26 protein-coding genes and 1 pseudogene are annotated in these 26,180 nt (G+C 63.2%); 5 read left to right on the top strand and 22 right to left on the bottom strand.

Features of this window, described 5'->3' with window-relative positions:
- Window positions 1-251 precede the first annotated feature (251 nt).
- Complete coding sequence (locus DIE12_RS30345; protein WP_042973677.1) at window positions 252-1,211, top strand: alpha/beta hydrolase; 960 nt, start codon at window positions 252-254, stop codon at window positions 1,209-1,211.
- Between the two features lie 85 nt (window positions 1,212-1,296).
- Here the strand turns inward: DIE12_RS30345 and DIE12_RS30340 are convergent, their stop codons facing one another.
- Entirely contained in the window at window positions 1,297-2,268 is a 972-nt protein-coding gene (locus tag DIE12_RS30340; RefSeq protein ID WP_124523469.1) for a MerR family transcriptional regulator, read from the bottom strand.
- Window positions 2,269-2,541: 273 nt separating this feature from the next.
- Between DIE12_RS30340 and DIE12_RS30335 the strand changes: the two genes are divergently transcribed.
- A complete protein-coding gene (locus tag DIE12_RS30335) occupies window positions 2,542-4,071 on the top strand; it encodes a cryptochrome/photolyase family protein (protein WP_124523467.1) in 1,530 nt (509 codons plus the stop codon).
- A 125-nt stretch (window positions 4,072-4,196) separates the two neighbouring features.
- On the opposite strand, the gene DIE12_RS30330 is transcribed toward DIE12_RS30335, so the two are convergent.
- From DIE12_RS30330 to DIE12_RS30270, 13 genes are all read right to left on the bottom strand, one after another.
- A complete protein-coding gene (locus tag DIE12_RS30330; protein WP_124523512.1) occupies window positions 4,197-4,901 on the bottom strand; it encodes a sigma-70 family RNA polymerase sigma factor in 705 nt (234 codons plus the stop codon).
- A 116-nt stretch (window positions 4,902-5,017) separates the two neighbouring features.
- Window positions 5,018-5,749, bottom strand: coding sequence for a GTP cyclohydrolase I (folE, locus tag DIE12_RS30325; RefSeq protein WP_021157777.1), 732 nt, complete (start codon window positions 5,747-5,749; stop codon window positions 5,018-5,020).
- A 133-nt stretch (window positions 5,750-5,882) separates the two neighbouring features.
- Window positions 5,883-6,749: a hypothetical protein gene (locus tag DIE12_RS30320; protein WP_260429053.1), complete on the bottom strand. Its 867-nt coding sequence runs from the start codon at window positions 6,747-6,749 to the stop codon at window positions 5,883-5,885.
- 518 nt (window positions 6,750-7,267) lie between these two features.
- Window positions 7,268-7,426 carry a DUF2256 domain-containing protein gene (locus DIE12_RS30315; RefSeq protein WP_407056673.1) on the bottom strand — a complete coding sequence of 53 codons (159 nt, stop codon included), beginning with the start codon at window positions 7,424-7,426 and terminating at the stop codon, window positions 7,268-7,270.
- 114 nt (window positions 7,427-7,540) lie between these two features.
- Entirely contained in the window at window positions 7,541-8,074 is a 534-nt protein-coding gene (locus tag DIE12_RS30310) for a chalcone isomerase family protein (protein WP_021157775.1), read from the bottom strand.
- Window position 8,075: 1 nt separating this feature from the next.
- Window positions 8,076-9,293, bottom strand: coding sequence for a cyclopropane-fatty-acyl-phospholipid synthase family protein (locus DIE12_RS30305; protein WP_124523465.1), 1,218 nt, complete (start codon window positions 9,291-9,293; stop codon window positions 8,076-8,078).
- Window positions 9,290-10,144 (bottom strand): DUF1365 domain-containing protein, encoded by an 855-nt coding sequence (locus DIE12_RS30300; protein WP_124523464.1) that lies wholly within the window; start codon window positions 10,142-10,144, stop codon window positions 9,290-9,292. Before DIE12_RS30300 ends, DIE12_RS30305 begins: the two co-directional genes overlap by 4 nt.
- A complete protein-coding gene (locus DIE12_RS30295) occupies window positions 10,141-11,445 on the bottom strand; it encodes an NAD(P)/FAD-dependent oxidoreductase (protein WP_124523462.1) in 1,305 nt (434 codons plus the stop codon). Before DIE12_RS30295 ends, DIE12_RS30300 begins: the two co-directional genes overlap by 4 nt.
- 92 nt (window positions 11,446-11,537) lie before the next feature.
- Window positions 11,538-12,158: a lipocalin family protein gene (locus DIE12_RS30290; RefSeq protein ID WP_021157771.1), complete on the bottom strand. Its 621-nt coding sequence runs from the start codon at window positions 12,156-12,158 to the stop codon at window positions 11,538-11,540.
- A complete protein-coding gene (locus DIE12_RS30285) occupies window positions 12,155-13,255 on the bottom strand; it encodes a cyclopropane-fatty-acyl-phospholipid synthase family protein (protein WP_124523460.1) in 1,101 nt (366 codons plus the stop codon). Before DIE12_RS30285 ends, DIE12_RS30290 begins: the two co-directional genes overlap by 4 nt.
- Window positions 13,252-14,085, bottom strand: a complete 834-nt coding sequence (locus tag DIE12_RS30280; protein WP_124523458.1) for a DUF1295 domain-containing protein — start codon at window positions 14,083-14,085, stop codon at window positions 13,252-13,254. The genes DIE12_RS30285 and DIE12_RS30280 overlap by 4 nt, the downstream gene beginning before the upstream one ends.
- 154 nt (window positions 14,086-14,239) lie before the next feature.
- Entirely contained in the window at window positions 14,240-14,974 is a 735-nt protein-coding gene (locus DIE12_RS30275; RefSeq protein ID WP_124523457.1) for an anti-sigma factor domain-containing protein, read from the bottom strand.
- A complete protein-coding gene (locus tag DIE12_RS30270; RefSeq protein WP_062911597.1) occupies window positions 14,971-15,582 on the bottom strand; it encodes a sigma-70 family RNA polymerase sigma factor in 612 nt (203 codons plus the stop codon). Before DIE12_RS30270 ends, DIE12_RS30275 begins: the two co-directional genes overlap by 4 nt.
- Window positions 15,583-15,832: 250 nt before the next feature.
- Between DIE12_RS30270 and DIE12_RS30265 the strand changes: the two genes are divergently transcribed.
- Window positions 15,833-16,402 carry a lipocalin family protein gene (locus DIE12_RS30265; RefSeq protein ID WP_124523508.1) on the top strand — a complete coding sequence of 190 codons (570 nt, stop codon included), beginning with the start codon at window positions 15,833-15,835 and terminating at the stop codon, window positions 16,400-16,402.
- Between the two features lie 290 nt (window positions 16,403-16,692).
- On the opposite strand, the pseudogene DIE12_RS30260 reads toward DIE12_RS30265, so the two are convergent.
- Window positions 16,693-17,333, bottom strand: a pseudogene (locus tag DIE12_RS30260) (carbonic anhydrase).
- A 507-nt stretch (window positions 17,334-17,840) separates the two neighbouring features.
- Between DIE12_RS30260 and DIE12_RS30255 the strand changes: the two are divergent.
- Complete coding sequence (locus tag DIE12_RS30255) at window positions 17,841-18,533, top strand: site-specific integrase (RefSeq protein ID WP_260429052.1); 693 nt, start codon at window positions 17,841-17,843, stop codon at window positions 18,531-18,533.
- 350 nt (window positions 18,534-18,883) lie between these two features.
- On the opposite strand, the gene DIE12_RS30250 is transcribed toward DIE12_RS30255, so the two are convergent.
- Window positions 18,884-19,177, bottom strand: a complete 294-nt coding sequence (locus DIE12_RS30250; RefSeq protein ID WP_059491930.1) for an H-NS family nucleoid-associated regulatory protein — start codon at window positions 19,175-19,177, stop codon at window positions 18,884-18,886.
- Window positions 19,178-19,864: 687 nt separating this feature from the next.
- Here DIE12_RS30250 and DIE12_RS30245 point away from each other — a divergent pair.
- A complete protein-coding gene (locus DIE12_RS30245; protein WP_185641025.1) occupies window positions 19,865-20,431 on the top strand; it encodes a hypothetical protein in 567 nt (188 codons plus the stop codon).
- Between the two features lie 65 nt (window positions 20,432-20,496).
- On the opposite strand, the gene DIE12_RS30240 is transcribed toward DIE12_RS30245, so the two are convergent.
- The 6 genes from DIE12_RS30240 to DIE12_RS30215 form a co-directional block, all read right to left on the bottom strand.
- Window positions 20,497-21,150, bottom strand: coding sequence for an acyl-homoserine-lactone synthase (locus DIE12_RS30240; protein ID WP_185641024.1), 654 nt, complete (start codon window positions 21,148-21,150; stop codon window positions 20,497-20,499).
- Window positions 21,151-21,393: 243 nt separating this feature from the next.
- Complete coding sequence (locus DIE12_RS30235; protein ID WP_260429051.1) at window positions 21,394-22,098, bottom strand: autoinducer binding domain-containing protein; 705 nt, start codon at window positions 22,096-22,098, stop codon at window positions 21,394-21,396.
- A gap of 417 nt (window positions 22,099-22,515) precedes the next feature.
- Window positions 22,516-23,442, bottom strand: a complete 927-nt coding sequence (locus tag DIE12_RS30230) for a 3-oxoacyl-ACP synthase (protein ID WP_124523453.1) — start codon at window positions 23,440-23,442, stop codon at window positions 22,516-22,518.
- Complete coding sequence (locus DIE12_RS30225; RefSeq protein ID WP_124523451.1) at window positions 23,439-24,479, bottom strand: 3-oxoacyl-ACP synthase; 1,041 nt, start codon at window positions 24,477-24,479, stop codon at window positions 23,439-23,441. The genes DIE12_RS30230 and DIE12_RS30225 overlap by 4 nt, the downstream gene beginning before the upstream one ends.
- Window positions 24,476-25,069, bottom strand: a complete 594-nt coding sequence (locus DIE12_RS30220) for a GNAT family N-acetyltransferase (RefSeq protein ID WP_124523449.1) — start codon at window positions 25,067-25,069, stop codon at window positions 24,476-24,478. Before DIE12_RS30220 ends, DIE12_RS30225 begins: the two co-directional genes overlap by 4 nt.
- Entirely contained in the window at window positions 25,066-26,175 is a 1,110-nt protein-coding gene (locus DIE12_RS30215) for an acyl-CoA dehydrogenase family protein (protein WP_124523447.1), read from the bottom strand. The genes DIE12_RS30220 and DIE12_RS30215 overlap by 4 nt, the downstream gene beginning before the upstream one ends.
- Window positions 26,176-26,180: the final 5 nt, after the last annotated feature.

Raw genomic sequence — 26,180 nt, 5'->3', positions numbered from 1 at the left:
CTATCGTCGACTAGCGGACTCGCCACCGGACGTTTGCTTGGCAGCGATCGGTGGTCGGCATTCCGCGTTGTTCACAACTCCCTTCCACATACGACTCTCCGTTGCGGACGGATGCACTTGCGTACGGAAGACCTGGATGCCGTTAAGGGGGAGCGGCTGCCATGCGATGCATGCATCCGCTTGCGCGCAAGCGCCGTAAACCACACACCAGGCGGCGGATGCGGCCGGAATCGTCAGGTATGGGGATCTCCATGAACATGAAAGCCGGACTCGTCGTCCTGTCGGTGCTGCTCGCGGCCGGTCTCCTCTCCGCGTGCAGCCCGGTGCGGCTCCTGAATGCGCTGACGCCGAGCTACACGTTCAGTCTTTTCGCAGGTATCCCGTACGGATCCGGCGAACGCCAGGTGCTCGACGTCTACTTGCCCACGCGCGTCTTGCATCACTGGCCGGCCGATGCGAGCGCGGGCGCCCCTGTGGTCGTGTTCCTTTACGGCGGAAGCTGGCAGTCCGGCGAGCGCAAGGACTATCTGTTCGTGGGCGAGGCGCTCGCGTCGAGGGGTTTTGTTGCCGTCTTACCCGACTACAGGACGTATCCGGCGACTACCTTTCCCGGTTTCGTCGACGATGCGGCGCAGGCGGTCGCGTGGGCACGCGAGCACGCGGTTGCGTTCGGCGGCGATCCACGTCGCCTGTTTCTGATGGGGCATTCCGCGGGTGCGCAGATTGCCGCATTGCTTGCGACCGACGGCCGCTATCTGGCGGCACAGGCGATGCGGAAGAGCGATATCGCCGGCGTGATTGGCCTGGCCGGGGCTTATGATTTCCTGCCGCTGCGCGATACCACGCTTGAAAGGATATTCCCGCAGGAAGTGCGTGCCGTGAGCCAGCCAATTCGGTTCATTCAGGGTACGGAGCCGCCGATGTGGCTGGCCACCGCGGAGAACGACACCGTGGTCGAGCCCGGCAACACGACCCGCTTCGCGCGAGCATTGCAAGAGATGGGCGACACCGTCGTGGTCATGCGTTACGGGAACGTGAGCCATGCATCGATCGTCGGTGTTCTGGGCGCGCCGTTGCGAGGGATGGCGTCAGTGCTCGACGATCTCTCCGCGTTCGTGGATGGCGTCGCGAAGGCGTCCAATGGTGGAACCACGGGCAGGCCGCCGACGTCGCCTGCCGCAGCGCCTCGTTCTTCGGTTTCGGCTCAGTGATCGATGCAAGCCCTGCATTGCACGCGAAAGAGCATCGCCACCTGCCGTCGTGGGCAGGTCGGAACAGCCGGCGGCGTGTGCCGCGCTACAGCGCCTTCAGTTCCGGCGTCGACCCGCCCAATCCCTCTTCGCGAAGAATGACGGCAAGCGCCGTTTCGAGCAATTCGGCTGCCCGGTTCGCTGCGTCTCCAAGGTGGCGGTGCAGCAGCGCATCGGCCGGCGATCGCGACACGCATTCGTCGCTGTATCGCTCGAACGCACTGAGCTGCATGATCAATTCGGAGAGATGACGCGGACACTCGCATTTGACGGTGGTGGACAGGCCGCTGAGCGACGCGAGCGTCGCCTCGTCGAAGCGTCGCCGCGTGCGCAGCCAGAGCCCGCGATCCGCGTCATTCGATTGGCGCGACTTGACGACGGCTTGCGCCAGTTTCGAAATGATCGATATCGGGTTGGTCTGGCCTTCCGTCGACCGGAACAGCTCGAACCCCGACAGACGCGCCAGCTCGACCGCCTCTGCCGTGCCGAACCCGTATACGACGGCCACGGCGTGCGCGTTGAGCTGTTGCGCCACGGCAGCGAGCTGCGAAACGACATCCTCATGGAGCGACGTGGTCGTCGCGATGAGGGCATCGACTGACGTACCCGCATGCGCGCTCGTGTCGTCGAGCGAGTCGATTCGCGCGGCGATCCGGATTCCCATTCGCTCTATCGCGGATTCCGGAATCGAAAGCGCGCCGACGACCGCGAGGCTCACACTTGCCTCGTGAAACGCCGGGTCACGCGTATTCGTCAACGACAACGCCTCGAGTTCCTCGCGGCTCAGGCTGGCGATCGAGCCGATCGCGTGGCCCTGATTGACGAGCGTTTTCAGCAATCGAATTCGCTGGACGTCGTCGTCCGAGTACAGCCGTTGTCCGGACGGCGTTTTGGGCGGCGCAACCACGCCATAGCGCCTTTCCCAGATTCTCAGCGTGGCTGCCGGCATGCGCGCCAGGCGCGCGGCCTCGCCGCTGCGATAGCGATGGGGCGTATCGCGATCCTTACGAGGGGGCATCGTTGCTCTCCTGAAGTCGACGTACTGTTGTCTCAGGATTGTACGCAGTTTGCGTGAAATACGAAGCAGGAAAGTGATTCAACATGCGGATTTCCGTCAGGAAAGGTGGTTCGCGAAGCGCGAGCCGGCTAGAATGCTTCGAAGCGGTACCGCTCGGTGTCGCGAGGTTGGTCAGGCGTGCGCGGTGCCGCGCGTACGGAGGGGCAAGGTGTTTCGTTCGACGCGCAGGTGTCTCGACAACCCAGGCGGCGATCGTCAATCGCGAAGCGTTCCATGAAGACTTTAAGGCTTGTCCTCGGGGATCAGCTGGACCCGAATCATCATTGGTTTTCCGATGTCCGGGCCGAAACGATCTACGTGCTGATGGAAGTTCGGCAGGAAACCGACTACACGCTCCATCATGCTCAGAAGCTGATTGCGATCTTTGCGGCGATGCGTCGCTTCGCGACGCTGTTGCGCGATGCGGGCCATCGCGTGCACTACATCGAGATCGACGACCCGCTCAATCGTCAGGCCATTCCCGCCAACCTGGACAGCGTCGCCGAGCTTCACGGCGCAGCGTGCATCGAGTATCTGCTGCCCGACGAATGGCGTGTCGACCAGCAGCTGAACGCCTATGCGGCATCGGCGAGCGTGCCGGTTCGCGCGGTCGATACCGGTCATTTCCATACGACGCGAGACGAGGTCGGGCATGTGCTCGGAACGGGCCGATCATGGATCATGGATCGCTTCTACCGGAGCATGCGCGTGCGGCACCGCGTATTGCTCGACGGGGAAGGGCGGCCGGCGGGCGGGCAGTGGAACTACGATGCCGAAAACCGCCAGGCATGGTCCGGCTCGCCCGCGGAACCGGCCGACTGGCGTCCGCATCACGATCATCGCGTGCTGTGGCAACAGATCGTTGCGGCGGGCGTGCGCAGCTTCGGGGAGCCGTCGGCCGGCGACTTTCGCTGGCCCGTCGATCGAGCCGAAGCGCTCGCGTGCCTCGACGCCTTCATCCGGCACGCACTGCCGTTTTTCGGGCAGTTCCAGGACGCGATGCACGGGAGCGCGCGGCGCCTGTTCCACTCGATGCTGTCGTTCGCGCTCAATGTGAAAATGTTGAATCCGCGCGAGGTCGTCGCGCGGGCCGAGCACGCGTATCACAGCGGCGCGGCGCCGCTTGCCGCGGTCGAAGGATTCATCCGGCAGATACTGGGCTGGCGCGAGTTCGTGCGAGGCGTGTACTGGGCACGCATGCCGGGCTATGAAAACAGCAATGCGTTCGGTCATCGCCGCCCGTTGCCGCATTGGTTCTGGGATGGCCGCACGCGAATGGCCTGCATGTCGCATGCGCTGCGGCAGTCGCTCGAAGACGCGCATGCGCATCACATCCTGCGGCTGATGGTGATCGGCAACTTTGCGCTGCTGGCCGGGCTGGATCCGCACGACGTGCATGAGTGGTACCTCGGTGTCTATATCGATGCGTTCGAATGGGTCGAGATGCCGAACACGCTCGGCATGAGTCAATACGCCGACGGCGGGGCAATGGCGACCAAGCCCTGCGTTTCCAGCGCCGCGTACATCCATCGGATGAGCAATTACTGCAAGGGCTGCGCGTACGACCGCAATGCTCGAACCGGCGCGCGCGCATGCCCGTTCAACGCGCTGTACTGGGACTTTTTCGACCGGCACCGCGGCGCGCTGCAGCACAACAATCGGATTGGAATGGTCTATCGGCAGCTCGCGCGCTTTGATGACGAGGCGCTCGAAGCGATTCGCATGCAGGCGGACAGCGTGGTGCGGAATATCGAATCGCTGTAGGCAGTTCCGTCATCTGCCGCCGCCGTCGAAAACGGAGCGTGCGAAGCATGCATGTGCGGTGTGGATGCACCCTTCGCTTCGGATCGCCAATGATCTCTGCTCGAACCGCGAAGCGATTCGCGTGCTCATTGCTCGAGATACATCCTGAGTCGCATCAGGCTGCGGCGAATCCAGCTCTTCATCGTGCCGAGCGGCACCTGCATGCGTTCGGCCAGCTCCGCATACGACGCGCCGCCATGAAACGCTTCCCGCAGCACATACGCCTGCCGTTCGCCCAGATGCGCGAGCCCGCGCTCCAGACGCAGGCGCTCCTGGCTCGCCTGAGCGCCGAGGTCGGGTGTCGGGTTTTCGTCGGGGATCGACAGCGCCAGTTCGTCGTCGAGCGGAAGCTCGCGGTGTTGCCTGATCCGGTCGATGGTCCGATTGCGTGCGAGCGTCATCAGCCATGTCATTGCCGTGCCGCGTCCGGCGTCGAATGAATCGGCGCGACGCCACGCCGTCGTGAACACGTCCTGAAGCAGGTCTTCCGCTTCGTGGCCGTCGCGGATCATCCGGACGATCACGCCGTACAGCCGCGCCGCCGTCAATCGATACAGCTGCGCGAACGCGTGCTCGTCGCCGGCGGCGACGCGAGACAGCAATTGGTCGAGTTCCGCATGCGCGTCAGGTGCTTCGTCGGGCTGAACGACCGCATCGGCGGTGAATTCGGTTCTGCCGCCCGGGCGCGACCTCGCGCGGGACGCGTCCCGGCGTTGCTGCCTGCCTGAATGCGGCTTCGTCGATCGACCCTGGCCGGACGACGGGCGGAGCGAATCGTGCGAGCAGTTCATCGGGAACTCCGTATGGCTTTGCGCTTCCTGCTGTTGCGCGCCCGCGGTGACGAGCAGGCGCGGCTCATGGCCGGGCACGGTGCCGTCGCATTCGTCGCGAATGCCTGTCGCGCGCATTACGCATTCTTTCCGGACAACAAGGCGAGAAACTCTCGGCGAAGCGATGCGTCCGCGAGAAATTTCCCGCGCATCACGCTGTTGGTCATTCTTGCCTGGTCGTCCTTGGTGCCGCGCCAATGCATGCAGAAGTGCTCGGCCTCGAGTACGACGGCAAGCCCGTCGGGCGAGATGCGCGATTCGAGGAGATCGGCGATCTGCTTGACCGCTTCTTCCTGGATCTGCGGGCGCGTCATGACCCAGTTCACGAGCCTTCCGTACTTCGACAGGCCGATCAGATTCGACGCGGCGCTCGGCAGCACGCCGATCCAGATGCGGCCCATGATCGGGCAGAGATGATGCGAGCAGGCGCTGCGCACGCGCAGCGGCCCGACGATCAGCAGCTCGTCCAGCCGCTCGACGTTCGGAAATTCGGTGACCGACGGCGCCGCGTCGTAGCGGCCCGCGAACACCTCGCGGATGAACATCTTCGCGACGCGCCGCGAGGTTTCCCGGGTGTTGTGGTCGTTGTCGACGTCGATCACAAGCGAGCGAAGCACCGCTTCCATTCCCTGCGCAACTTCGTTCTGCAACGCCTCCAGTTCGCCGTCGCGCAGGTGCGCGGCGATGTTGTCGTTTGCATGGAAGCGCACGCCCGCGTTCTCGAGCCGACGACGGATGATGTGCGACAGAGGAATGCCCTCGTCGATCGCAGTCAAGGTGTGCTCGGGAGCGTCGATCAGATTGCCCATTTCGGTTCGTTTCTCGAGGTTAGGGGGATGCGATGGATCGCGACTGAGGCGATGCGATGGTTTGCCTGTATTCGTTGCGTAAAAATCGGGCGAACGCCGCCGCTATTTCGGCGACGCGCCGACCGGATGACGCTCACCGGCGCGTGCGCGGGCGTGCATGGCGGTCCGGCAACGTCACCGGACATCCGGCCCGGATCCCGCACGACTGACCCACTGGCGTTGCCGGGGCCCAGCCGCCAACGTCCCGGCGGAACCGCACCACGGGGTCGTTCGCTGTCGGCGTGGCTGCGAGCATGACGGCGGCGGATTGTTGCAACGTGGTCAGGACGAATGTGTGGTCGATGCGGCCGCCGACCGAGTGAAACAGGTGGAACCCTGCAAGGCGGATCAACGCGAGGGCCTGCACGCTGCCGTACTCATAGATGATCGCGGCCGCGCGGACACGGCGCGCCTGGGCCAGCGACACGAATTGAATTGCCAGAGTCATCTGCAACGACGAAACCTCCGCGATCAGCGCGTCGACGGCCTGGCCGGGCTGTCGTAGCGCCCGCGACACCGATTCGACGCGCTCGCTGACGTGCAGGCCGGCTTGCTCGATCGTTTCGTCGGAGGCGGTCAGGCCGCCGGTGACGAGCAGCGTCGGACATGCACGAGCCGCGACGGGGTTCGATTGCCGTTCGGGCAGTGCGCCATTCGGGCTGGCGCTTGCGCACCGGTCGGTCACCTGTGGCGAGCGGTGCCGGCAGCGTTGGCCGCGCTGCAGCGCAGCGACTCGCAAGCGCGCTGCAATCGGCCGGTCGGGCGCCGCACCGGCGTAGTGTGACGGTCTGCGTGCCGGGGCGACGGACACGCGCACCACCATTGAAGCCGGACACGCCGGAAGCCGGCGCGGCTTGATGTCGTGATTGCGTGTTGGCACGGGGCCTCCCTCGGTCGATTCATGCGTCACAGCTGGATTGTATGCAAATTTTCCGGAAAGTGAAGCGGAAAAGTGATTCATTAAATAATTTGTACCGAGAGTTTGTGCGTTAGGTCCCACGTCAGCATCGGGAAATTGCGTTTTCACCACGTGAACGCTCATTTTTATAAGCGTATTGCGTGTCTGTAGTGCATGCGAAACGACTTTCGGGGTCAATGGGATGCTGACCAAGATTGGTCAAGATGGACCAGGAAGTACGCAGGAAGGCAAGCGATTTCGATGCAAGAATCGATCGTGTCTCACATTTGTGAGTCGATACTACGTGATCCGGCCTGCGGCCGCTCGCGCCAACGAACATGACCGGGCGTTCACGCAAGCGTCGGGCAACGGGGACAGGCCGGAGTGAATAGTCTGAAGGCAACCGGGCATGCAGCAATCCAGACGGCCGCGAGGAAGGGGGGCGCTCTCGCGAGCGCGCCTGCGCGCACCGGTGCCGATCGATCCCGGTTGCCCGAAACAGGGGCGAGCATTCCGTCTCGGCTCAAGCGAAGCGCTATCCAGGCCCGCGCGCTGCTCGCGACCGGCTCATCAACGCGAAGTCACCGACGTGCAGCGTTTGTTTTCATGCTGGAACGCGGCCGCCGATTCCGACGGCAACGCTCGGAGCAATATCGGACTTCGTCCCACGCGGCTTTCCATTTCTTTCTCCAGCTGAAAGGCAAGCCGCAGGTCTCGCATGTCTTCTCAGGCAAGTGCATCTTGTTGACCATGGCGAATCACGCGTCGAGAAGGATCCTGGCGAACTGTCCGGTCGAGCAGCGCTGCCGGCGTCGATACGTCGATACATCGGACCATCGCCGCTCACCGTCGAATCAGCGCGCATCGTCGCCCAGCAACTGACGGCGCAACGACTTTGCCCGCGTGCGTGGGTCGAGCCAGATCGAGAAGAATGCGCGCGCGAACGCCGGGTCGGTCACGTCGGCCGTGAGGCGGCCGTTGGTGTAGAAGCGTGCACCGCGCTCGGGCACATACACGCCGCACAGCACGTCGCCGCGCGATACGTCGGTGAAAGCCCGTTCGATATCGCGGCGCCAAGCATCGAGCGTCGTCGGCGGCAACGGCGCGGGTGCGAGTCTCTCGATTTCGTCCATGCCCGTCGAGACGAGCCGCTCGCCTTTCACGTCGTGACGGTAGGCCAGCGACAACGCAAACGGCGTGTCGAACGCGCCGGGGGGCCGGGGCGCCCACAGCTGGGCGTCGTACAAGCAGATGCCCAGTATGCAGAACCGGCCGGATCCGATCAGTCGCGCCGATGCGATGTCGTCGACACAGCTCGCGCCGGCGAACAAGGGGGCAGCCAGCGCCGCGGCCGCGACTGCGGCGAGCATCGCAAGCCGGCGCCGCATGTCAGCCGCCCGACGACACGATGAAATGCATCACGTCGGTTCGCCGCTCGGCAAATCCCGCTTCGCAATAGGCGAGATAGAGGCGCCAGGTGCGAATGAACGTCTCGTCGAACCGTTGCGCGCGCACCGAGTCGAGGCGCGCGTCGAATCTGGCCCGCCATGCGCGCAGCGTACGTGCGTAGTCGTCGCCGAACGCAAGCACCGGCTCAGCAGCCAGGCCAGCCCGCCGCGCGGCATCGACGAAGCGCTCCGGGCTCGGCAGCATCCCGCCGGGAAAGATGAACTCGCGGATGAAGTCGCTCGACGCGCGGTAGGCCTCGAATTGCGACTCGACGATCGTGATCGATTGAATCAGCGCGCGAGCACCGGGCTTCAGGCGCTGCCTGAGCGTGTCGAAATACACCGGCCAGAACGTTTCGCCCACGGCCTCGAACATCTCGATCGACACGATCGCATCGTATTGGCCGTCGACGTCGCGATAGTCGCGCAATTCGAGCGTGACCCGATCGGACAGCCCGGCGCGCGCGATGCGCTCGCGGGCCAGTGTGTATTGCGCCTGCGAGATGGTGACGCCATGCACGCGTATGCCTTGCCGTGCGGCATGCACGGCGAAGCCGCCCCAGCCGCACCCGATCTCGAGCACGTTCATGCCGGCGCGCAGGCTCAGCGAATCGATGATGCGTTGGTACTTTGCCGCCTGCGCATCTGCTAGCGACCGCCGCTCGTCGCCGTCGAAGCAGGCGCTCGAATACGTCCACGTGTCGTCGAGCCACAGCCCGTAAAAGTCGTTGCCCAGATCGTAGTGAGCATGAATGTTGCGGCGGCTGCCGGCACGCGTGTTCATCCGAAGCCGATGGCGCAACGCGTACCAGAGACGCGCGAAGCGGCCGCCCGTTACGCTTTGCGAGACCGCAGGTTCGTTGCGTATCGCGACGCGCAGAAGACTGACAAGATCGGGCGTCTCGACCTGCCCTGCGCGATACGCGTCGGCAAAGCCGATGTCGCCGGCACGCAGGATCGCGCGGCACGCTCGCCAGTCGCGGATCTGCAGCGTCGCGGCCGGCTGGCTGCGCGGATCGCCGAACACCTGTTGCGCGCCTTCGGGTGTCACGAGCGTCAGATGGCCGTCGCGGATCCGCCTCAGCAGCGCGAGGAACAACCGGGCCGACAGCGGCATCGCCGGTTGCGATGCGGACGAGAACAGGCGCAGCAGGGTCATGGGCGAACCTCATGATCGGACATCGCGGAGCGGCATTGTGACGATGCGTCCGGCGAACGGGGCTGGGATGCGTCGGCGGACGCCGAATACGCGGGTGGCGTCTTGCCGTAAAACGGCACGCGCGCGAGCCACAGCCGCAACGCATGCCAATGGATGCGGATCACGACGTTGATCGCGTTAAGCGGCTGCCGGGCCAGCGCGCGCCACGCGCGTGCCGCCGTCAGCGGCGCGGACCGCGTGGCGATTGCCGTGCGCAGCAGCAGGCCGTCGTCGTCGCGATAGTCGATCGCCATGCTCAGGTGATCGCCGCACTGACGCACGCGAAACGCGTAATCCCCGACGATGTCGCAAAACGGCGAGACATGAAACGTCTTGCGGCAGACGAGCACGGTGTCAGCTCCGATCGGCGCGTGGCGCATCGCACTCATCAGGTAGCCGTGGTGCGCACCGAACGTGTTGCGCACATCGGCGTACAGCGCGCGAAGCCGGCCCGCGCGGTCGTAGCAGTACCAGAAGCTCACCGGGTTGAACGCGTAGCCGAAGATGCGCGGAATCGTCTGCAGCCAGATCGGGCCGTCGGCTGGAATGCCGGCGTGTGCGAGGACATCGCGCATCCACGGGCCGAGCGCGCGGCCGTCGCGCGGGCCGTAGTCACGCAACGCGAGTCCGAGCGGGCGCCAGCGATCGATACCGAACCAGCTGCCATCGATTTCTCCCAGCCGTTCGACGTCGCAGCAGACCTGGAAGACCGGATACGTGAACGCATGGCGCACGGGCCGCAGCCGTTCATGCATCACGTTGCCGACGAGAAGCCGGGCGGCCGTGCCGTCGCGGGCAAAGGGTGCGCTCATGGCTTGGCCCAGGCCGGAGCGACACCGAAGTCGCGGGCGACGCGCAACGCGGACTTCAGCCCGTCCTCGTGAAAGCCGTAGCCCGTCCACGCTCCCGCAAACCAGGTATTGCGCCGCCCTTGCAGCATCGGCAGGCGATGCTGCGCATCCACGGCCGTGAGATCGAGCAGCGGATGCTCGTAATCGTAGCGGCCGAGCTGGGTGTCGGGCGCGGGCTCGTCGACCGGATTCAACGTGACGACGACCGGCGAGCGGAACGGCAGCGGCTGCAACTGGTTGAGCAGGTAGCTCACGCACACCGGCGATTCGCCGCCCGTGCGCCTCGGCCGGCCGCCCAGGTAGTTCCACGCCGACCACACGCGCCGCCGGCGCGGCAGCAACGCGGTATCGGTATGAAGCACCGCGACGTTGTGCTGGTAGCGCACGGCGCCGAGCACGTCGCGCTCGGCCTTGCTGGCATCCGCGAGCAGCCGCAGGCTGGTCGGCGCATGGCACGCGAGCACGACCGCGTCGAACCGCTCGTGACCGGCTGTATCGGTCGCCACCGTCACGCCCGCGTCGTCGCGCCGTATCGCGCGGACCGGCGTATTCACGCGCACGTCGTCGAGCGTCGCGGCGATGCGCTCGACGTACTGCCGCGCGCCGCCCGCGACGGTGCGCCAGGCCGGCCGGTTGTTGACCTGCAGTAACGCGTGATTCAGGCAGAAGCGCAGGAACGTCGCCGCCGGAAACCGCAGGATGTCGTTGGCCGCACTCGACCAGATCGCGGCCGCCATCGGCAGCAGGTAGTGATGCTGGAACGATGCGCCGTAGCCGCCGGCCGTGAGCAGTTCCCCGACCGAAAGACGCTCGCGGCTCGCCGATTCGAGGTGATCTTGCGCGGACGCGTTGAAGCGCAGGATGTCGCGCAACATCCCGAGAAAGGTCGGCGAGAACAGGTTGCGGCGTTGCGCGAACACCGTGTTCAGGTTGCTGCCGGCCCATTCGAGCCGGCCGCCGTCGACCGAAACCGAAAACGACATGTCGGTCGAATGGGCGGCCACGCCCAGTTCGTCGAACAGCGCGATCAGGTTCGGATAGGTCCGGTCGTTGAACACGAGGAATCCCGTGTCGACGGGGTGGCGTGCGCCGTCGAGTTCGACGTCGACCGTGTGCGTGTGACCGCCGAGGTAGTCGGCGGCCTCGAACAGCGTCACACGGTGACGGCGGGCCAGCAAGTACGCGCTGGCCAGGCCCGCGATGCCGGCGCCGACGACGGCAATCCGCCGGCCGGGCAGCGACATTGAAAGTTCCGGGTGCATCGCGAATGGTCTCCGTCAGTCACAAGTGCAGGTTCGGGAATCACATGTGCACATATACGTCGCACCGCACGCGGCGGATGCAGGTGCGGTGGTCATTCGCGATCGCCGGGCGACGCGAAGCCCGGCTTGCCGATCTGGTCGGGTGTTTGCGGCACCCGCCTGAAGCGCGACGTGTCGTAACCCATCGCATCGAGCCGGGCGAGCAGCGAGCGATAGGTGGCCTCGTCCATCGTCGGCTCGCGCGAGAAGATCCAGCCGAGCGTCTTGCCCGGGTAGCCGAGTATCGTGTACCGGTAGTCGGGATCGACGTAGAGCGTCAGTTGCGTGACATACACCGGCCAGAACAGCCGCACGCGCCATTCGCCGCCGCCGCTGCCAGGCTTGACGGCGTCGACGAACCGGTAGTGCTTCTCGGGCTGGTCGAAGCCGCCTTTGCGGCCGACGAATGCGTCGTCGATCCGGCCGTCGTCACGCAGGCGCCACTCGGCCCGGCTGCCGACGAAGCGGCGTTCCGCGAAATACGGGATGTTCGCGATCACGTACCAGCGGCCCATGTAGCGCGGCAGGTCGACGGGTACGGTCGACAGCGGAACGGCGGCGCGCGGATTCGGGTTCGGCGGACTGCCCGAGCACCCGGCGGCCCCGATCGCGAGCGCCGTCACGACCGTGACGGCGGCACGGCGGAGAACCCGGTACGCGATCGCGGCCGTCATGCGAGAACCCGGCGCTTGTCGAACAGATAGTGGGCGACGCCCCATTCCTGCCCGTCGGCATAGCCGAACAGCTCGGCGACCGCCATGTAGAACATCCGCCAGCGCTGGAACCAGATGCGGGCGTCGGCGCCGTAGACCGTCTCGAAAATCGGCATGACCCGGGGGCGCGCCGCATCGAGCGACGCGAGCCACTGATTGGCCGTGCGGGCGTAGTGAGTCCCGTCGAGCCACCATTGGCGGGCGATGCGCACGTCGTCCTGGAACCGCAGCAGCAGGTCGGCCGACGGCATCGTCCCGCCCGTGAAGAAATAGCGCGACATCCAGTCGGTGTCGTCGTGCACCGCGAAGTGATAGGCGAGCAGCTTGTGCGCGAAGATGTGCACGAAGAGCTTGCCGTCGTCGTGCATCCAGCGCGCGATTTTGGCGAGCAGTTGCCCGTAGTTCTTCATGTGCTCGAACATCTCGATCGAGAGCACGCGGTCGAAACCGGCATCCTCGGGATCGAAGTCGAACTCCACCACGTTGCCGGTCACGATGCGCAGATTCGTCAGCCCGCGCTGCGCCGCGCACCGCTCGATGAAGTGGCGTTGACCGTGCGAATTCGACAGGCCGACGATCTGCGCGGCCGGGTAGCGCTCGGCGAGCCAGAGCGACAGCGAACCCCAGCCGCATCCGAGGTCGAGAATGCGCTGGCCATCCTCCAGCCTGGCGCGCTGCGCGTACAACGCCAGCATGGCTTCTTCTGCTTGCGACAGCGTTTCGTCGCCGCGCGGGTAATAGCCGCACGAATATTTGAGCCGCGGGCCGAGATGGGCCTCGAAGAAGCTGCCGGGCACTTCGTAATGCTGCGTGTTCGCCGCGAGCGTTTCGATTGCGATCGGGCTCGCGCCCAGTTCACGCACCAGCGTGTCGTAGGCCGCCGCGCGCCGTTCGCCGTCATACGCATGTTCGTCGCGCAGGCGTTGCCGCATGAGCGAGCGCATGCCGGCCCGGATCAGCCGGTCCGGCAGCCAGCCGCGCTCGCAGCAGCGGATCAGCCAGGCGTCGTTGGGTGCCGCCGCCGAGGCCGGCGACGGTTGCGAGGTGGTAGCGGTCATGATCGCGTGCTCCGGTCTTCAGGGTGATCGGATCGAGTGGGGGAAGGGCCGGGCGCCGGCCTCGGAGGCCACGGAACGATGGCGCTGGTCGTGCGCATGTACTCGCGGTAGCCCGGCCGGCTTTGCACCAGACGCGCTTCGAGCAGCGGCAAGCCGGATACCTTGAGCAGCAGCCATGCCATCAGGAGTGGCGGGAACAGCGTCAGCCAGCCCCACGGCATGCCGATCGCCAGCGCCGTGTAGGCGAGCCAGTGCACGCACTCGAAAAAATAGTTGGGGTGCCGCGAATAGCTCCACCAGCCGGCGCGACAGACCTGGCCGCCGTGGTCGGGATCCGCGAGAAGCCGCTTGAGTTGCCGGTCGGACGCAGTCTCTCCGGCGACGGCGGCGATCCAGATCGCTACTGCCGCGGCGATCGCGAACCGGGACGGGGCTGCCGCGCTGTATGCGGGGATGAAGAACGCGATCGACAGCAGCATCGAGATCAGCGCCTGCAACTGGAACAGCCAGAACATGTTGCGCGGCGCGGCGTCGCCCCACTGCAGGCGGAACTGTCGATAGCGCGGGTCCTCCGGCTGCCCGCGATTGCGCCGCCACAGGTGTCGCGCGAGTCGCAGCCCCCAGATGCCGCCGCCGGCGGCGACGAGCGCACGATTCAATTCCGGGCCGGTAGCCAGCACGGCGACGAACACGGCTACGCCGCCGAGCGTCGCGGCCCAGACAGGATCGATCATCCCGGCGTTCCGGGAATGCAATTGGGCAATCCACACCGCCGTGAAGGACAGGATCAGTCCGACGAAGGCGAGGAGGGCAACGACGACGGCGGGCATACGGGCTCCGAGGGCGCGATATCCCTTTATACGGAGCGGTCGACCGATCGGATGCAGACGGATGCGACGAGATGCGCGATCTCGTCGAGAGAGACGGCAGCGGGCGGCACGCCGCCTCCCTTTACGTTTGCGGGTTGAGCGCGCGTTGCGCGCGTCAAGTGGTGTGCATCGCGCCGGTGGCGAGCACCGGCCCGGTGGGTTGGCCGCTCGGCGAGCCGCCGCGAGGCTCGAGCGATACGGCGAGCACCGCGCGTGCATCGAGTCGCGCGACGATCGCTTGCGGCAGCGTCATCGACGCCGGTGCGTTCGACGCGAATACGCCGAGCGAGATCGGCTTCGCATTTGGCGGAATCAGCCAGAGCTCCGTCGAGCGGTCAGCGGCGATCGGTGGCGTGTTCGCGGGCACCACGACCATCCGGGCACGCTGCAAGTCGACCGTGGCGGTCCACCGTGCGACGCCATCCGCTTGTGCCAGCGTGGCCGCCATGTAGTGGCTGTCTTCGGCAGCGGGGCGCGGCGGCGCTTCGCCCACCCGGATCACGTTGACCGTGAGCAGTCCGAGCGCCGCCACGCTCGCGCCCATGCCGACCCAGCGCCACAGTCGCAGGCTGTTCCACCATCCGTCGGATGGCGCAGCGCTGCGCGGGCGCGGCGGCGGAATGAAGCCCAGTTGGTGCTGGATCCTCGTCCAGGTTCGCGCGGGCGGGTCGACGGGCGTGACGTCGTCCGCGAGCGGGGCGAGGTGGCGCTGCCAGCGCTCGAGTGTGGCTTGCAACGCCGGGTCGCGCGCGGCGGCCTGCTCCAGCTCGCGGCGCGCGTCTGCGTCGAGCACGCCGAGCGCGTATTCCGCGCAGCGCAATTCGGGATTGTGATCGGCCGGCGTATTCATTGCTCCAGGCACACCTTCAGCTGCATCAGGCTGCGCCGGATCCAGCTCTTCATGGTTCCGAGCGGCACACGCAGTCGCGCTGCCAGCTCACTGTAGGTCGCGCCGCTGAAGAAGGCCTCGCGCACCGCGCGGCCCTGCTGCGAATCGAGTTGCGCGAGGCATCGCTCGAGGCGCAGGCGCTCCTGCGAGGCCTCCGCCAGCGCGGCGGGCGTCGGATCTTCGGCGGGAAGCTCCAGCGCCTGTTCGTCGTCGAGTTGCGCGTCGCGATGCTGCCGCAAGCGGTCGATCGTCTTGTTGCGCGCTAGCGTGATTAGCCACGTCATCGCGCCGCCGCGCGCCGGGTCGAACGCGTCGATGCGTCGCCATGCGGTCGTGTAGACCTCCTGGAGGAGATCCTCGGCTTCCCCATGATCGTGAAGCATGCGCACGATTGTCCCGAACACCCGCGACGCGGTCAGTCGGTACAGCTCCGCGAAAGCCGCCTGGTCGCCGGTTGCTGCCTGAAGCATCACCCGGTTCAGATGTTCGCGGCGCGCGACATCCGCATCGGCATCGCGCGAAGGGGCTGTCTGATCGAAGCCGCTGGCACCGCTTGGCGTGTCGCTCATGCAAAGTGGATGGCGCGGACCGCCATGATGTGAATGTCGAGCGAAATATAGCACTCTCGGATGCATGTGATTGAACGATCGGTGGCACGCCCGCTGCACGTTGTGCAGCGCAACGCCCGCTGTGATCTCTTCAACCAGATACGAGCGACGCGTCCGCGCGGATGCAGGCAGCCGCAACGTGCGGCGAATGCGGCCGACTACCGTCGGTTGCGTGCACAATGACCGGGTTTCGTGTCTGGAGAGTCATTCAATGAAGCGAAGTATCGTTGGCCGACCGGTGTGGGCGGCGGGAGTGATCGTGGCGGGCGCCGCCCTGGTGCTGGCGGGATGTGCAGGCCTCGCCGGCGGGCCCAGCGGGAATGCACACGTTCCGCAACCCGCGAAATCCGTCGATCTCGATCGCTACGTCGGCAGATGGTACGAGTTCGCGCGGTATGAAAACCGCTTCGAGCGCGGATGCGACGGCGTGACGGCCGAGTATGCGAAGCGGGAAGACGGTCTCATCGGCGTGCGCAATACCTGCCACAAAGGCGGGCCGGACGGCCGCGCGCGAAGCTCCGACGGGCGCGCAAAGATCGTGGCCGACAGCGGCGGCGCAAAGCTGAAAGTGTCGTTCTTCGGGCCGTTCTTCTTCGGCGATTACTGGGTGCTCGATCGCGCCGACGACTACTCATGGTCGATCGTCGGTGAACCGTCGGGTCGGTTCCTGTGGATCCTGACGCGCGATGCGAAGCCCTCCGCTGAACAGGCCGCGGCGCTTGTCGAACGGGTTCGGACGCTCGGTTACGACACGACGATGTTGCGGCGCACTGCGCATTAGGGCGACCGCACACAACACGCGTGCACGGCGCCATCGGGCCGGGAACAACGCCGAGCTCCGCGTATGCCCGCAGCCGTGGCCGATGGCGACGGCGAAAGGCGGGATATCGCCGATTGAGTACACGTGATGGTGTCGATGCCCGTCAACGTGGAAGGCGTCTGCATTGACGCCGTTAGACTCGCGCGTGGGGTGGGGCGATACAAACCGGCGTGCGCGCTCCCGCTCTCGCTCCGAGAGGCGGATCGTTGTGCACGCCCGATGCCAGGCATCGGGCGCGAACAGTCGGTGGACTAGATCTGAGCGCGGTCGCGCGAGTTCACGGCGACCACCGTGGGCGATTCGGCCAGCGGGACGAAACGTCGGGTGGTGCCGTCCAGCGCATCGATGCCGCCCGTCTCGATGTCGTAGACCCAGCCGTGCAGGTTTAGGCGTCCTTGCTCCAGTGCAAGCGCGACTGAAGGGTGGGTGCGCAGGTTCGCCAGTTGCGCGATGACGTTTTCGCGCACGAGCCCGTCGAGTTTTGCGCGCGGCGTGTCGTATTCGTGCGCGGCGTTGATGACTCGCGCGGAATCGGCATGACGCAGCCAGTTCGCGACGGCCGGCAGATGGTCGAGGCAGGTGCAGCGCGAAATCGCGCCCATCGCGCCGCAATCGGAGTGGCCGCAGATCACGATATCCCGAACGCCGAGAACGGCGACCGCGTATTCCACGGTGGCGGAAACGCCGCCGGGTTCCGGGCCGTACGACGGCACGATATTGCCCGCATTGCGGATCACGAACAGTTCGCCCGGCTCACGCTGAGTGAGCAGCTCAGGTACGACACGGCTGTCGGAGCACGTGACGAATACGTGGCGAGTTGCTTGAAAAGCGCCTCACGTTGCGGGTAGATGTCGCGTTGAAAACGCAAAAAACCATCGATGATGTCTCGCATGCTCGCTCCAAAACTTCAGACGTATGATCAGCGCAGTTGCAAGCAGGTGCGCCTGCGCGGCGAGCATGATAATAGAGATATCAGGCGGGCGGGATGGCGTGCGGGGTCGCCCGGTATCCGACCCAGGAGAACGAATATTCGATCAATTTGACATAATTAACACTCTCGGCGGACCATGTGTCCCTGCATGCCAGTATCGGGGGCGTGCCTGTAGGGAGCATCCCGAACGCAACCGAGCCCGCCAAGGCAACTTTTGGGGCATTTGGGCGGGAAGCTGCTCGGCGTCCCTTTGCCATCAGGGCGTTGCGGCCGATCTTGGATTGGCGCTACGGCCAATATGGGTAGGATAGTGGGTAGGAGCCTATCTGCGATTGAGGGAGTCTTACCCGGCAGATTGTGCGAGCGATGGTTGGCGTTGGCTGCCTTCAGCCACTCTGGACCAAAAAGGCGGAGACGGCGCGCCGTGTGCGGGGGCGCATTAAGGCGATCCTGGACGCGGAGACCGTGATGGGCCACCGCGCCGGTGGTAACCCTGCTCGTTACGTAGACCATCTCCAACTGGTGTTACCACGGTCAAAGAAACGCTCGCAGGTAAAGCATCATCCGGCGTTGCCTTGGGAAGACCTTCCGACGTTTATCCGGGACCTGGAGCTTCGTCCCCGACGCGCGGCACGGGTGCTGCACCTGCTTATCCTCACGGCGACTCGCACGAACGAGGTGCGGTTTGCGCGGGTTGAGGAGTTTGATCTCGACAATCGTGTCCGGAGTATCCCGGGAGATCGCACGAAGAGCGGTCGGCCGCTGCGCGTGCCACTTTGCAAGCGGGCCGTCGAGATCGTACGCAGTGCGCTACCGAAGGCGAAGTATGGATATCTGTTTCCCGGTTGCACGGAAGGGCGCCCACTGTCGAACATGGCGATGCTGTCACTGCTGAAACGCATGTCGTACTCCGGCATCACCGTGCACGGTTTCCGGTCGACATTTCGTGACTGGGTCGCCGAATGCACCGACTATCCGGATTCTTTGGCAGAGGAAGCGTTGGCGCACATCATTACTTCGCAGACGATAGCAGCTTATCGGCGTCGCGATCAACTCGAAAGACGGCGGCTCATGATGGAGGACTGGGGGGTATATTGTTCAAGCGGACGTATGCTCGAAGCGTCAATGGCGCCGGTCATGCCGCAAACGTTCGCTGCCTGAATCGACGCTGCTTCTATTCTAGAAACGGTGCTGCGGGCCGGGCAGGTTCGCACTCGCCGGGTATCGCGAGTGCGAGGCTGTGTCGTCAGTATGTCGCTTGATTCCGATGCAATGGAGGCTGAATTCACCGATATCTGGCGGTATCGCTGCTATGTATGAAATAGAGTCGCCGCCGAGACGAACGGCATGGATTCCCGAAGACTGCGGAGGAGTCTTCAGCGTTGGGGCAACTGAGACGGATCGGAATCGCTTGAGCCGGAACGGCTTGATACAGAGTCAACCGGGCCTTCGGCATGAAGCTGCGGGCCCAGAGAGCGTCCGTAGGGCGACCGATCGCTACGCTACGGTGATCATTCGGCGATCAAGAAGCGATCACGTTTCTTACCCTTAATCCATGACGGTTCGCGGCCGCGCCCGCTCCACGTCTTTCCCGTTTTCGGATCCTGATACTTCGCCGTCGGGGTTTGGCTGCCATTCGCGCCACGTGCGCGCTTACGGCCGAAGAGCTGTTCCGGCGTGAGGCCATACTCTTGAATACGCGCACGAACTTCTTCGAGCACGGTCGCTAGTTCGGCCTGCCTAGCTTCTTCCGCTTGCACGAGCAGCGCATCAGCCTTGGCTTTCAACTCTTGATAGGTGGCCATTCTTCACTCCACGTGGCTAAAAGGAACAGTATTGAAATGATCGCTTCGTAGAGTCCAATTCGGAGCGACGCATCGGGTCTGCGACGTTCTATTGTCAGCAGGGCTATTGTAACGATTGCGCGATTTTCTCATCGTTTGGACCCGGAGTCGATCATTTATCGTCTCCGAGGCCGTAAATCTGGTGGAGCAATCGACATCCGGACATTGAACTATTGCGGTTGGATACGCAAATTGTCGACGCTCATCATCAGATTGTTGGGTGGTCGCCCGCTGTGCGCCGATATGCGCTCAACCGCACTGATCTTCCGGTGCCTGTTGAGACCGTCTCCATCAGGCTGCGTTGGAGGAGCAATGAGGAGGCCTACTGTGTTCTCGCCGGCTCTGCTAAAGCGTGAAACTTCAGACAAGCCGCTTCTTTTTTTCGGGGCGTGCGTGATCTCGTGCAATTGACAGACCAATTCTGCGCCGATGTTGTGGTGGGACGTTTCGTTTTTCCATATCGTTCAACTTCGCAGATGCGCTGATCGGTACCCCCCAATCCTCACAGTTGACATTGCTGCGTGAAGGAACGAAAAAAGATGAACCGATTTGCGCCGGCGCGATGAGTCCGGCAAGGTCGGTGCATCATCGGTCCGATTTCTCGCGGTGTGTGGAGTACATATCGCCACGTTCGAGGCGAGGCCTGCTATGGAGCAACGCGATAGTGTTTCGCGATTGAGTGATACAAGCGCATGCTCGGCACCAGCGTGCGATTGCGCGACCTTACAGATCCGTTTGCGAAGGGCCGAAACGCAGATTCGTCGTCTCACAAGATGCGTTCAACTGAAAGACGAGAAGCTGTGTGAGCTTGGCAAGGTCCTGGCGAACTCGGCGACCGCACACTACTGCGTTGAAGAGCGATTGCAGCGTGAACTTGACGCGTTGCGGATAGACCTGCCGGCCGACGTGCCGAGCGATCACTACGGTCCTGTTGATGGCACTTCGATGGGAGGCGGTGTAGTCGTTCGCCTGCCTTACTTGACCGCGATCCTCTCAGTTTTGTTCGACGCGATGCATGTGTTCTGGACGGACTGCGATGACGGTCGTCTGCCAAAATCTTCGACTGTCGCTCATGCGATTGATGAACGTCTCGGACTGAGGGCACAGGCAAGCGGCGAAGGTTCACGCACCGGTCAGGCCTACGCATCCGCCATCCGGCCGGATTGGGTAAAGGATGCGGATAACCGGCATCACCACCGGCGATCCACATCCTAGTTGTAGTCGTGGAAGTCGAGCCCACTAATTTCGGCGAAGCGCGACGGTCGTCTCCGGGAGGGGGCCTATTGCACGTCTGCCGCGCAACGAGCAGCGCGTGGTGCCGTCTCCACCACAGAGCCACGAACATTCGGCGTGAGCGGACGATGCCACGTGATTGAAGAGCGAAGACTATCGAGATCGGATCCAAGTTTGGCGAACGCGGCGGACGTGAGATCAATGGCACAGACGACGAACGGAGAGCTAGCGGTCTCCGGATGAGGTCCCACATACTGAAGATCGAGGCCAAAGCGGCGATACAGTCGTGCGATGGCCTGGGTGACGACACCAATGATGCGGGTCGCGCCGAGGGATGCCGCGACGGCCATAACATAGGGAAAGAGTTGCATGCCCGAGCCGGCGAACCGCGATAGCTCCCATACGGTGGGTGACGAGGGAAAGTCGAGGTCCGACGATCGAGGAAGTAGTTCTTGGAGCAGGTATGGGGCGGTAGTTGGCATCAGGCGTGCGCAACCACATATCTGCCCTTCGGGAGTAAGTTCAACAATCTGAATGGTGTTTTCGCCATCGAAGTGATCCCATTCTATGGTTTCATTTTCCTTAACATCAGGTAGCGGCCAGCCGAGGCGGCGCACGAACACGTCGTACCGGAACGCGCCGAGTCCATCACGAAATTCAAGCGGCAAGTCGCTCAACCTACCCGCGATAATGAGTGGCATTTGCGTTCTCCATCGTTTGTCGATGGGCGCCACCGTATCAAGTCGAAACAACAACAGGAACTAGTTAGGTAGGGAGGAGGCGCAAATGAATATTGGCCGTGCATAATCCGTGCGAGATTGAAGATCTCTGGCTGATCCCGGGTTATTCAATATATGGGATTCGAGAGGTGCGGCGTCATGGTTAAATCATGCCAGCGACGTGCTCACAAATTATTCGGAAAACTTCGACTGAAAATAAGAGAGCTAATCAAGTAGGCCGAAATTGGAGGCAATGACGGCGGCTGCTATCCTGCTATTCACGTTCAGGACCTTCATTGCTTCAGTGATATGATATTCGACGGTATGGCGGGATATTTCGAGAATCATGCAGATATCCGACGATGTTTTACCTTGCGCGACCCATGAAAGACATTGGCGCTGACGCGGGGAAAGCTGAATGAACGCCTTTGGATGGGGAGGAGCGAACCGATCCAGCTCCAAACGAAATAGATTGCTGATTACGCTCGCGAGCTGCCGGCTCGTCCCTGCATTGATACGGGATGATGGACCTGACAGATTGATGAGCAAAACACTGCCCCCGACCTCACGAATTGGAATGCTCAACCCGTTTTTGAGTCCGGCGTCGCATGCTTCCACGAGCACATGTCGCTCAGCATGGTTCAAGTCGGTAATATCGCCCCAGCGATAAGGTCCTGAGGAAGTAAAAGCCGCTCGATGTACGGGATCAACGGAGCCATAGTTGTGCTGTAGATAGTGCTGCACCCAGTTGTTGGGATAATGCGAGCAGATTGCCTCCATAGACATGCTGGGTCTAGAGCGAACGCAAGTCAGGGAGATTCGTGTGACGGCATAACATGGAAAACCCAAGGGAAGCACCGCATTGCCAAGCAAGTCAGAAAGCGAAGAAATATCCTTTGCATCGGTAAAGAGAGACAGGATTGGCGCCATTCGGGTAGCCAATGTGACATTCCATGGTGGTGGCTTGGATGCTTTGTTGCTTGTGCGATGCCGAAATCGCGTTCTCATGACTCCTACCTCGCTTATTGCCTAGTGGCATTCAAGAGAAATTCTGGAGCAAGGCGCCGACACTCTGGCAGCAACTCGGACAAAAATTATGGTAGTGGGGCGCTGAATGTACGCGCACCCGCTATGCTAGGGCCGACGCCGGAGGTTACGTCGAGATGGACGTTGGATGCGTAGCTAGTGTGGAGTCTAATGGATTGAATCGGAACGTCATCCAATAGATTGTAATAGTTTGATACGCGATTTTCTTAAAGTCGCCGCCCGGATCGGGAACGATATTGCGACGTATTTAGCGATCGTGTGGCGCACCGTCGGCGAAATTTCCTGAATTCAACGATCCTGTTAACGAACGAAGAGTGCCGCTGCGGAAAATCCTCCCACTCCGCGGGCGCATAGCAGGAAAGGCTTACCGGGAACCAGATCGTCGCAGTCGGCGAGATTGATGAATGGATCGCTGACCGTCACATGCGCGACGCGAGCAAAGTTGTCAGTAAACAGGCATCGTGCTGGAAGACCGAGCGATGCGGTAGTTCGGCGCAAGGTTGGCAGATCAAGATGGGAAGGCAAGATGCGCTGAATTTCAGCTTGGGGCACATTCGCCTCAGCGCTCGTTTGCGTCGCGAGTCGACGCGCGGCAAAGAAGTACTGAGCTGCGATACGCGATTCATCTTCTCCCAGTGTGCCTAGCCAACCTTCTCCACTCGCGTGAAACGCCAGCGAGACCAATCGATTGATCGAGGTATCGCGTTCGACGAGCACCGCACATGCGCCGTCGCTGAGCAATCCCGCCCCGGCTATTGACCGATCGCTTGCGAGGGGCATGACGTCTGCGCCGACCAGCAGGCCGCGGTTGATAGCTGGACGGGCGGAAAACATCGCGCGAATGATCCGTAGCGCGCCCAGTGATGAGGCGCAATGCTGTTGCGCAAACGAGAATGCCTCTGCCTGCTCGAAACCAAAGTGTTCGCATAGCAGGCGTGGCAGGGATAGCGGCGGAGGGACGACGCTGCCCTGAAGCGTATGAACGTAGACGAGAAAGTCGATCGTGTCGGGAGCAAAATGGGTCGCACGAACGAGCGATTGGATGGCGTTCGCGGCAAGCGAAAGCGCAGTCTGTCCCCGAGCGTCATAGAACGAGCGCACTCCCGCTTCTTCGAGGCGTTTGACGGTCTCGACGGACTGCTTGGTTCGTTGGGCCCAACTGCGGACATCTTCGGCCGGCTCAGGCAGATAGTAAGCGGTATGGACGATACCAATAGAAGCGCTCATGACGGGTTGAAATATAAGTGCGGTCTGCCATGCGATTCGAACAGTGCGCAACCGACGAAACCGCCCAGGCCGACGCCCCACGTCAGGATTCGGTCGCACACTGACAGGTCGTGAGATTCGAGTGTGTTGGCGAGCCGCACGATAGGTTCGGCTGCGCCCAGATGGGCGCGGCGGCGGTCGGAAAATTCAACGACACGGCGACTGAGATGTCGGCAAATAGCTTCATCAAGTTGCGGATCTATTCCTGCTCCTACGACGGTGCCGAGGTCGTTCGGCTGAAGCGCGTGTCGGAGCAGTATCGCGTCGATCGTCGATTGCAGCGCCGGAACCCAATCGGTGCGGATGTCTAGGCTTGAGAGCGGGGCGGGTGGCGCGAACCGGTGGAGGCGGCTGGTGCGTGCGTCGATCACCACCAGTCCGCAAGACGCGGGTCTGGAGCGTTCCACGAGGATGGCACCGGCTGCATCGCCCTGCACAATTCCTTGGTCGGTCCATCGCGAGAACGGCGGACACCACTTTTCTGCAGCGACGATCAAGATGGTGTGGATTTCGGGCTCCGCAATCAGCAGATCACTCGCCAGCTGGAGGGCCGTGAACGTGGAGGCCCCCTGCTGTTGGGAGATGGAGAACGGGAAGCAGGGCGTGCCGATTACTGCACGCAAGCGTCCAGCGGTCGTTGTGGACACATGCTCGTTGAGGCTACTGTGGCAGAACATTGCAATATCGATCGGCGCTGCATTGGCTGGCCGCGCAGCACATATTGTCTGCGCCATTTTCGCGGCGAGCCCGGATAGATCGGTATCGCGCTCAACAGGGACACAACGAAATTCGTCCGGCGCTGCGCTGATTGCAGCGCTTCCGGTTGAAGCCGCCTTCTTTGTGGGGTGACGGGCGTAATCCGCTTGCCACGACACGACCCAAGCGTGCCAACCGGACCGCATCGGAGCACCGAGCGTCGGCTCGATTCCGCGCTCACGCTGTACAGCGACTGTGTGCGGCACATAGCTGGCAAGTGCCGTGATCACAGGTGTATTCATCGTGCACGTGGTAGCGCGAGGTCGTCGGGCAGCAGGTCATAAAGGAGCCGCCCGACGCGCGTGCTATCGATGAGATGACAGTCTCGTTGCAGTCCGATCAGACGAAAACCCAGGCGCGCGAGCAGACGTTGCGACGGCACATTGCAGTCGACAGCCCATGCAGTGATGCACCGCAGCCGATCACGGACGAACGCTTCGTGAAGGAGGTATGTCGCTGCGTTGAAAGCCATATTGACGCAAGTTGGCCGCAACCGGTCGCGGAGGATCCAGAATGTGCCCGTCGCGAAGCGATGCGTGACATCACTGACGGCGACCATACCGCTCGGCACTGCATAGCCAGCTGGACCGAACACACGTATTCGATGCTGCCTGCTATGAACCATTGCTTGCACCGCCAATGCGGGTAGGGTTTGGCGGCCGAGCCCGAAGTCGAACCACCGACCGATGGTCGGCTGAGCGAGCCATGCGACGATATCGTCGATGTCATTCGGCCCTGGTTTGCGTAACCAGCACGTGGATGACGTTACATGCGTTGCAGCGTTGCCCATTGAGGGCTGAAGCGCGCCATCCGTAGGGGCGTTACCATTCATACGTCTACCTCCCCATTTTCGATCCGCGGTTCCGCGAGCCAGCCGAGCGCTGTGTCGATGCGCAGCAGGAGCTGGGCAACCCAGTGGCTGCTCTGGAAGCGGGCTGCCGGCGGGAGACCTTCAACATAGCCGTGCCCACCGCAAAGCTGCACGAATTCACGACTGACGTTGACCGACTCGGCCGCGACGTGTCGCAGTAACTGACGGACTAACGGGACCGGCGCCGACGGGCGAGCCGTCCTTACTGCCTGCAAAAACAGGTGAGTGCCATGGGTGACGATCAGCATGTCGGATAATCGCGCCGCGACGAGCTGGTGGCTTGCTAACGGCTTTCGGAACGCTTGCCGAGTCGTCGCGTAATCGAACGCGAACCGGACGCTATGTTGCATGGCGCCCGTCAAGAGCGCAGCGAGATAGAGGCCGATTTCCGTCATGTACGTTTGCGCGGGAGGAACGCTATCGCTGTCGGCTCGCGCAATCACGGCGAGGGGCGTTTCGGCCGCGGCTTTGTCCGAATGCAATTGCTCCAAAACGAGGGTGCCGAGCGTCGCGATGCCTGTCGATCTCGAAGGTCGCTGATCACGTGGGCGCTCGGTGAGGAGGAGGCGCCGCTTGTCATCTATCCGCATGGCGAGGGTCACAGCGTCGCCCAGTGGACCGAGTTGCCATATTGTTGCGTTGTCGATGCCGGGCACGGACAACGCGATCGCTGTTGTGCCGTCGAAATACGCCTGAACTGGCCGAGCCAGGACTGGACCGAGTGCATTGTGCGTCCGGAGCACCATGAGCGCGGGTGCTGTCAGCGTCAACTCCAACGCACGCTCAAGCGGTCCGGCGGCGAGCGCTTCGACAACAAGTGCCAGGCCGTGACGGTCGATTCCGAGGCCGCCGTGTTCCTCGGGTAGGACCATTGCTCCAAGATCAAGTGTGGCGGCAGCGAGTCTGACGGTTTCTTGCCACGCTGCTACGCTGGGTGAACCGGCAAGCAAAGGCTCCAGTCGGTTGCGCGCGAAGCGTTGGCTCGCGATATAGAGGTTGCGTTGATCATCGGTCAGTGCCCACGGTGCCGGAGCGGGCCCTGGCGGGAAGGAGTCGGGGGAGAACATCACAA

The organism is Burkholderia sp. Bp9015, from assembly GCF_003853505.1.
In the GTDB taxonomy this organism is placed as follows: Bacteria; Pseudomonadota; Gammaproteobacteria; order Burkholderiales; family Burkholderiaceae; genus Burkholderia.
This window is presented reverse-complemented; position numbering and strand designations above follow the sequence as displayed.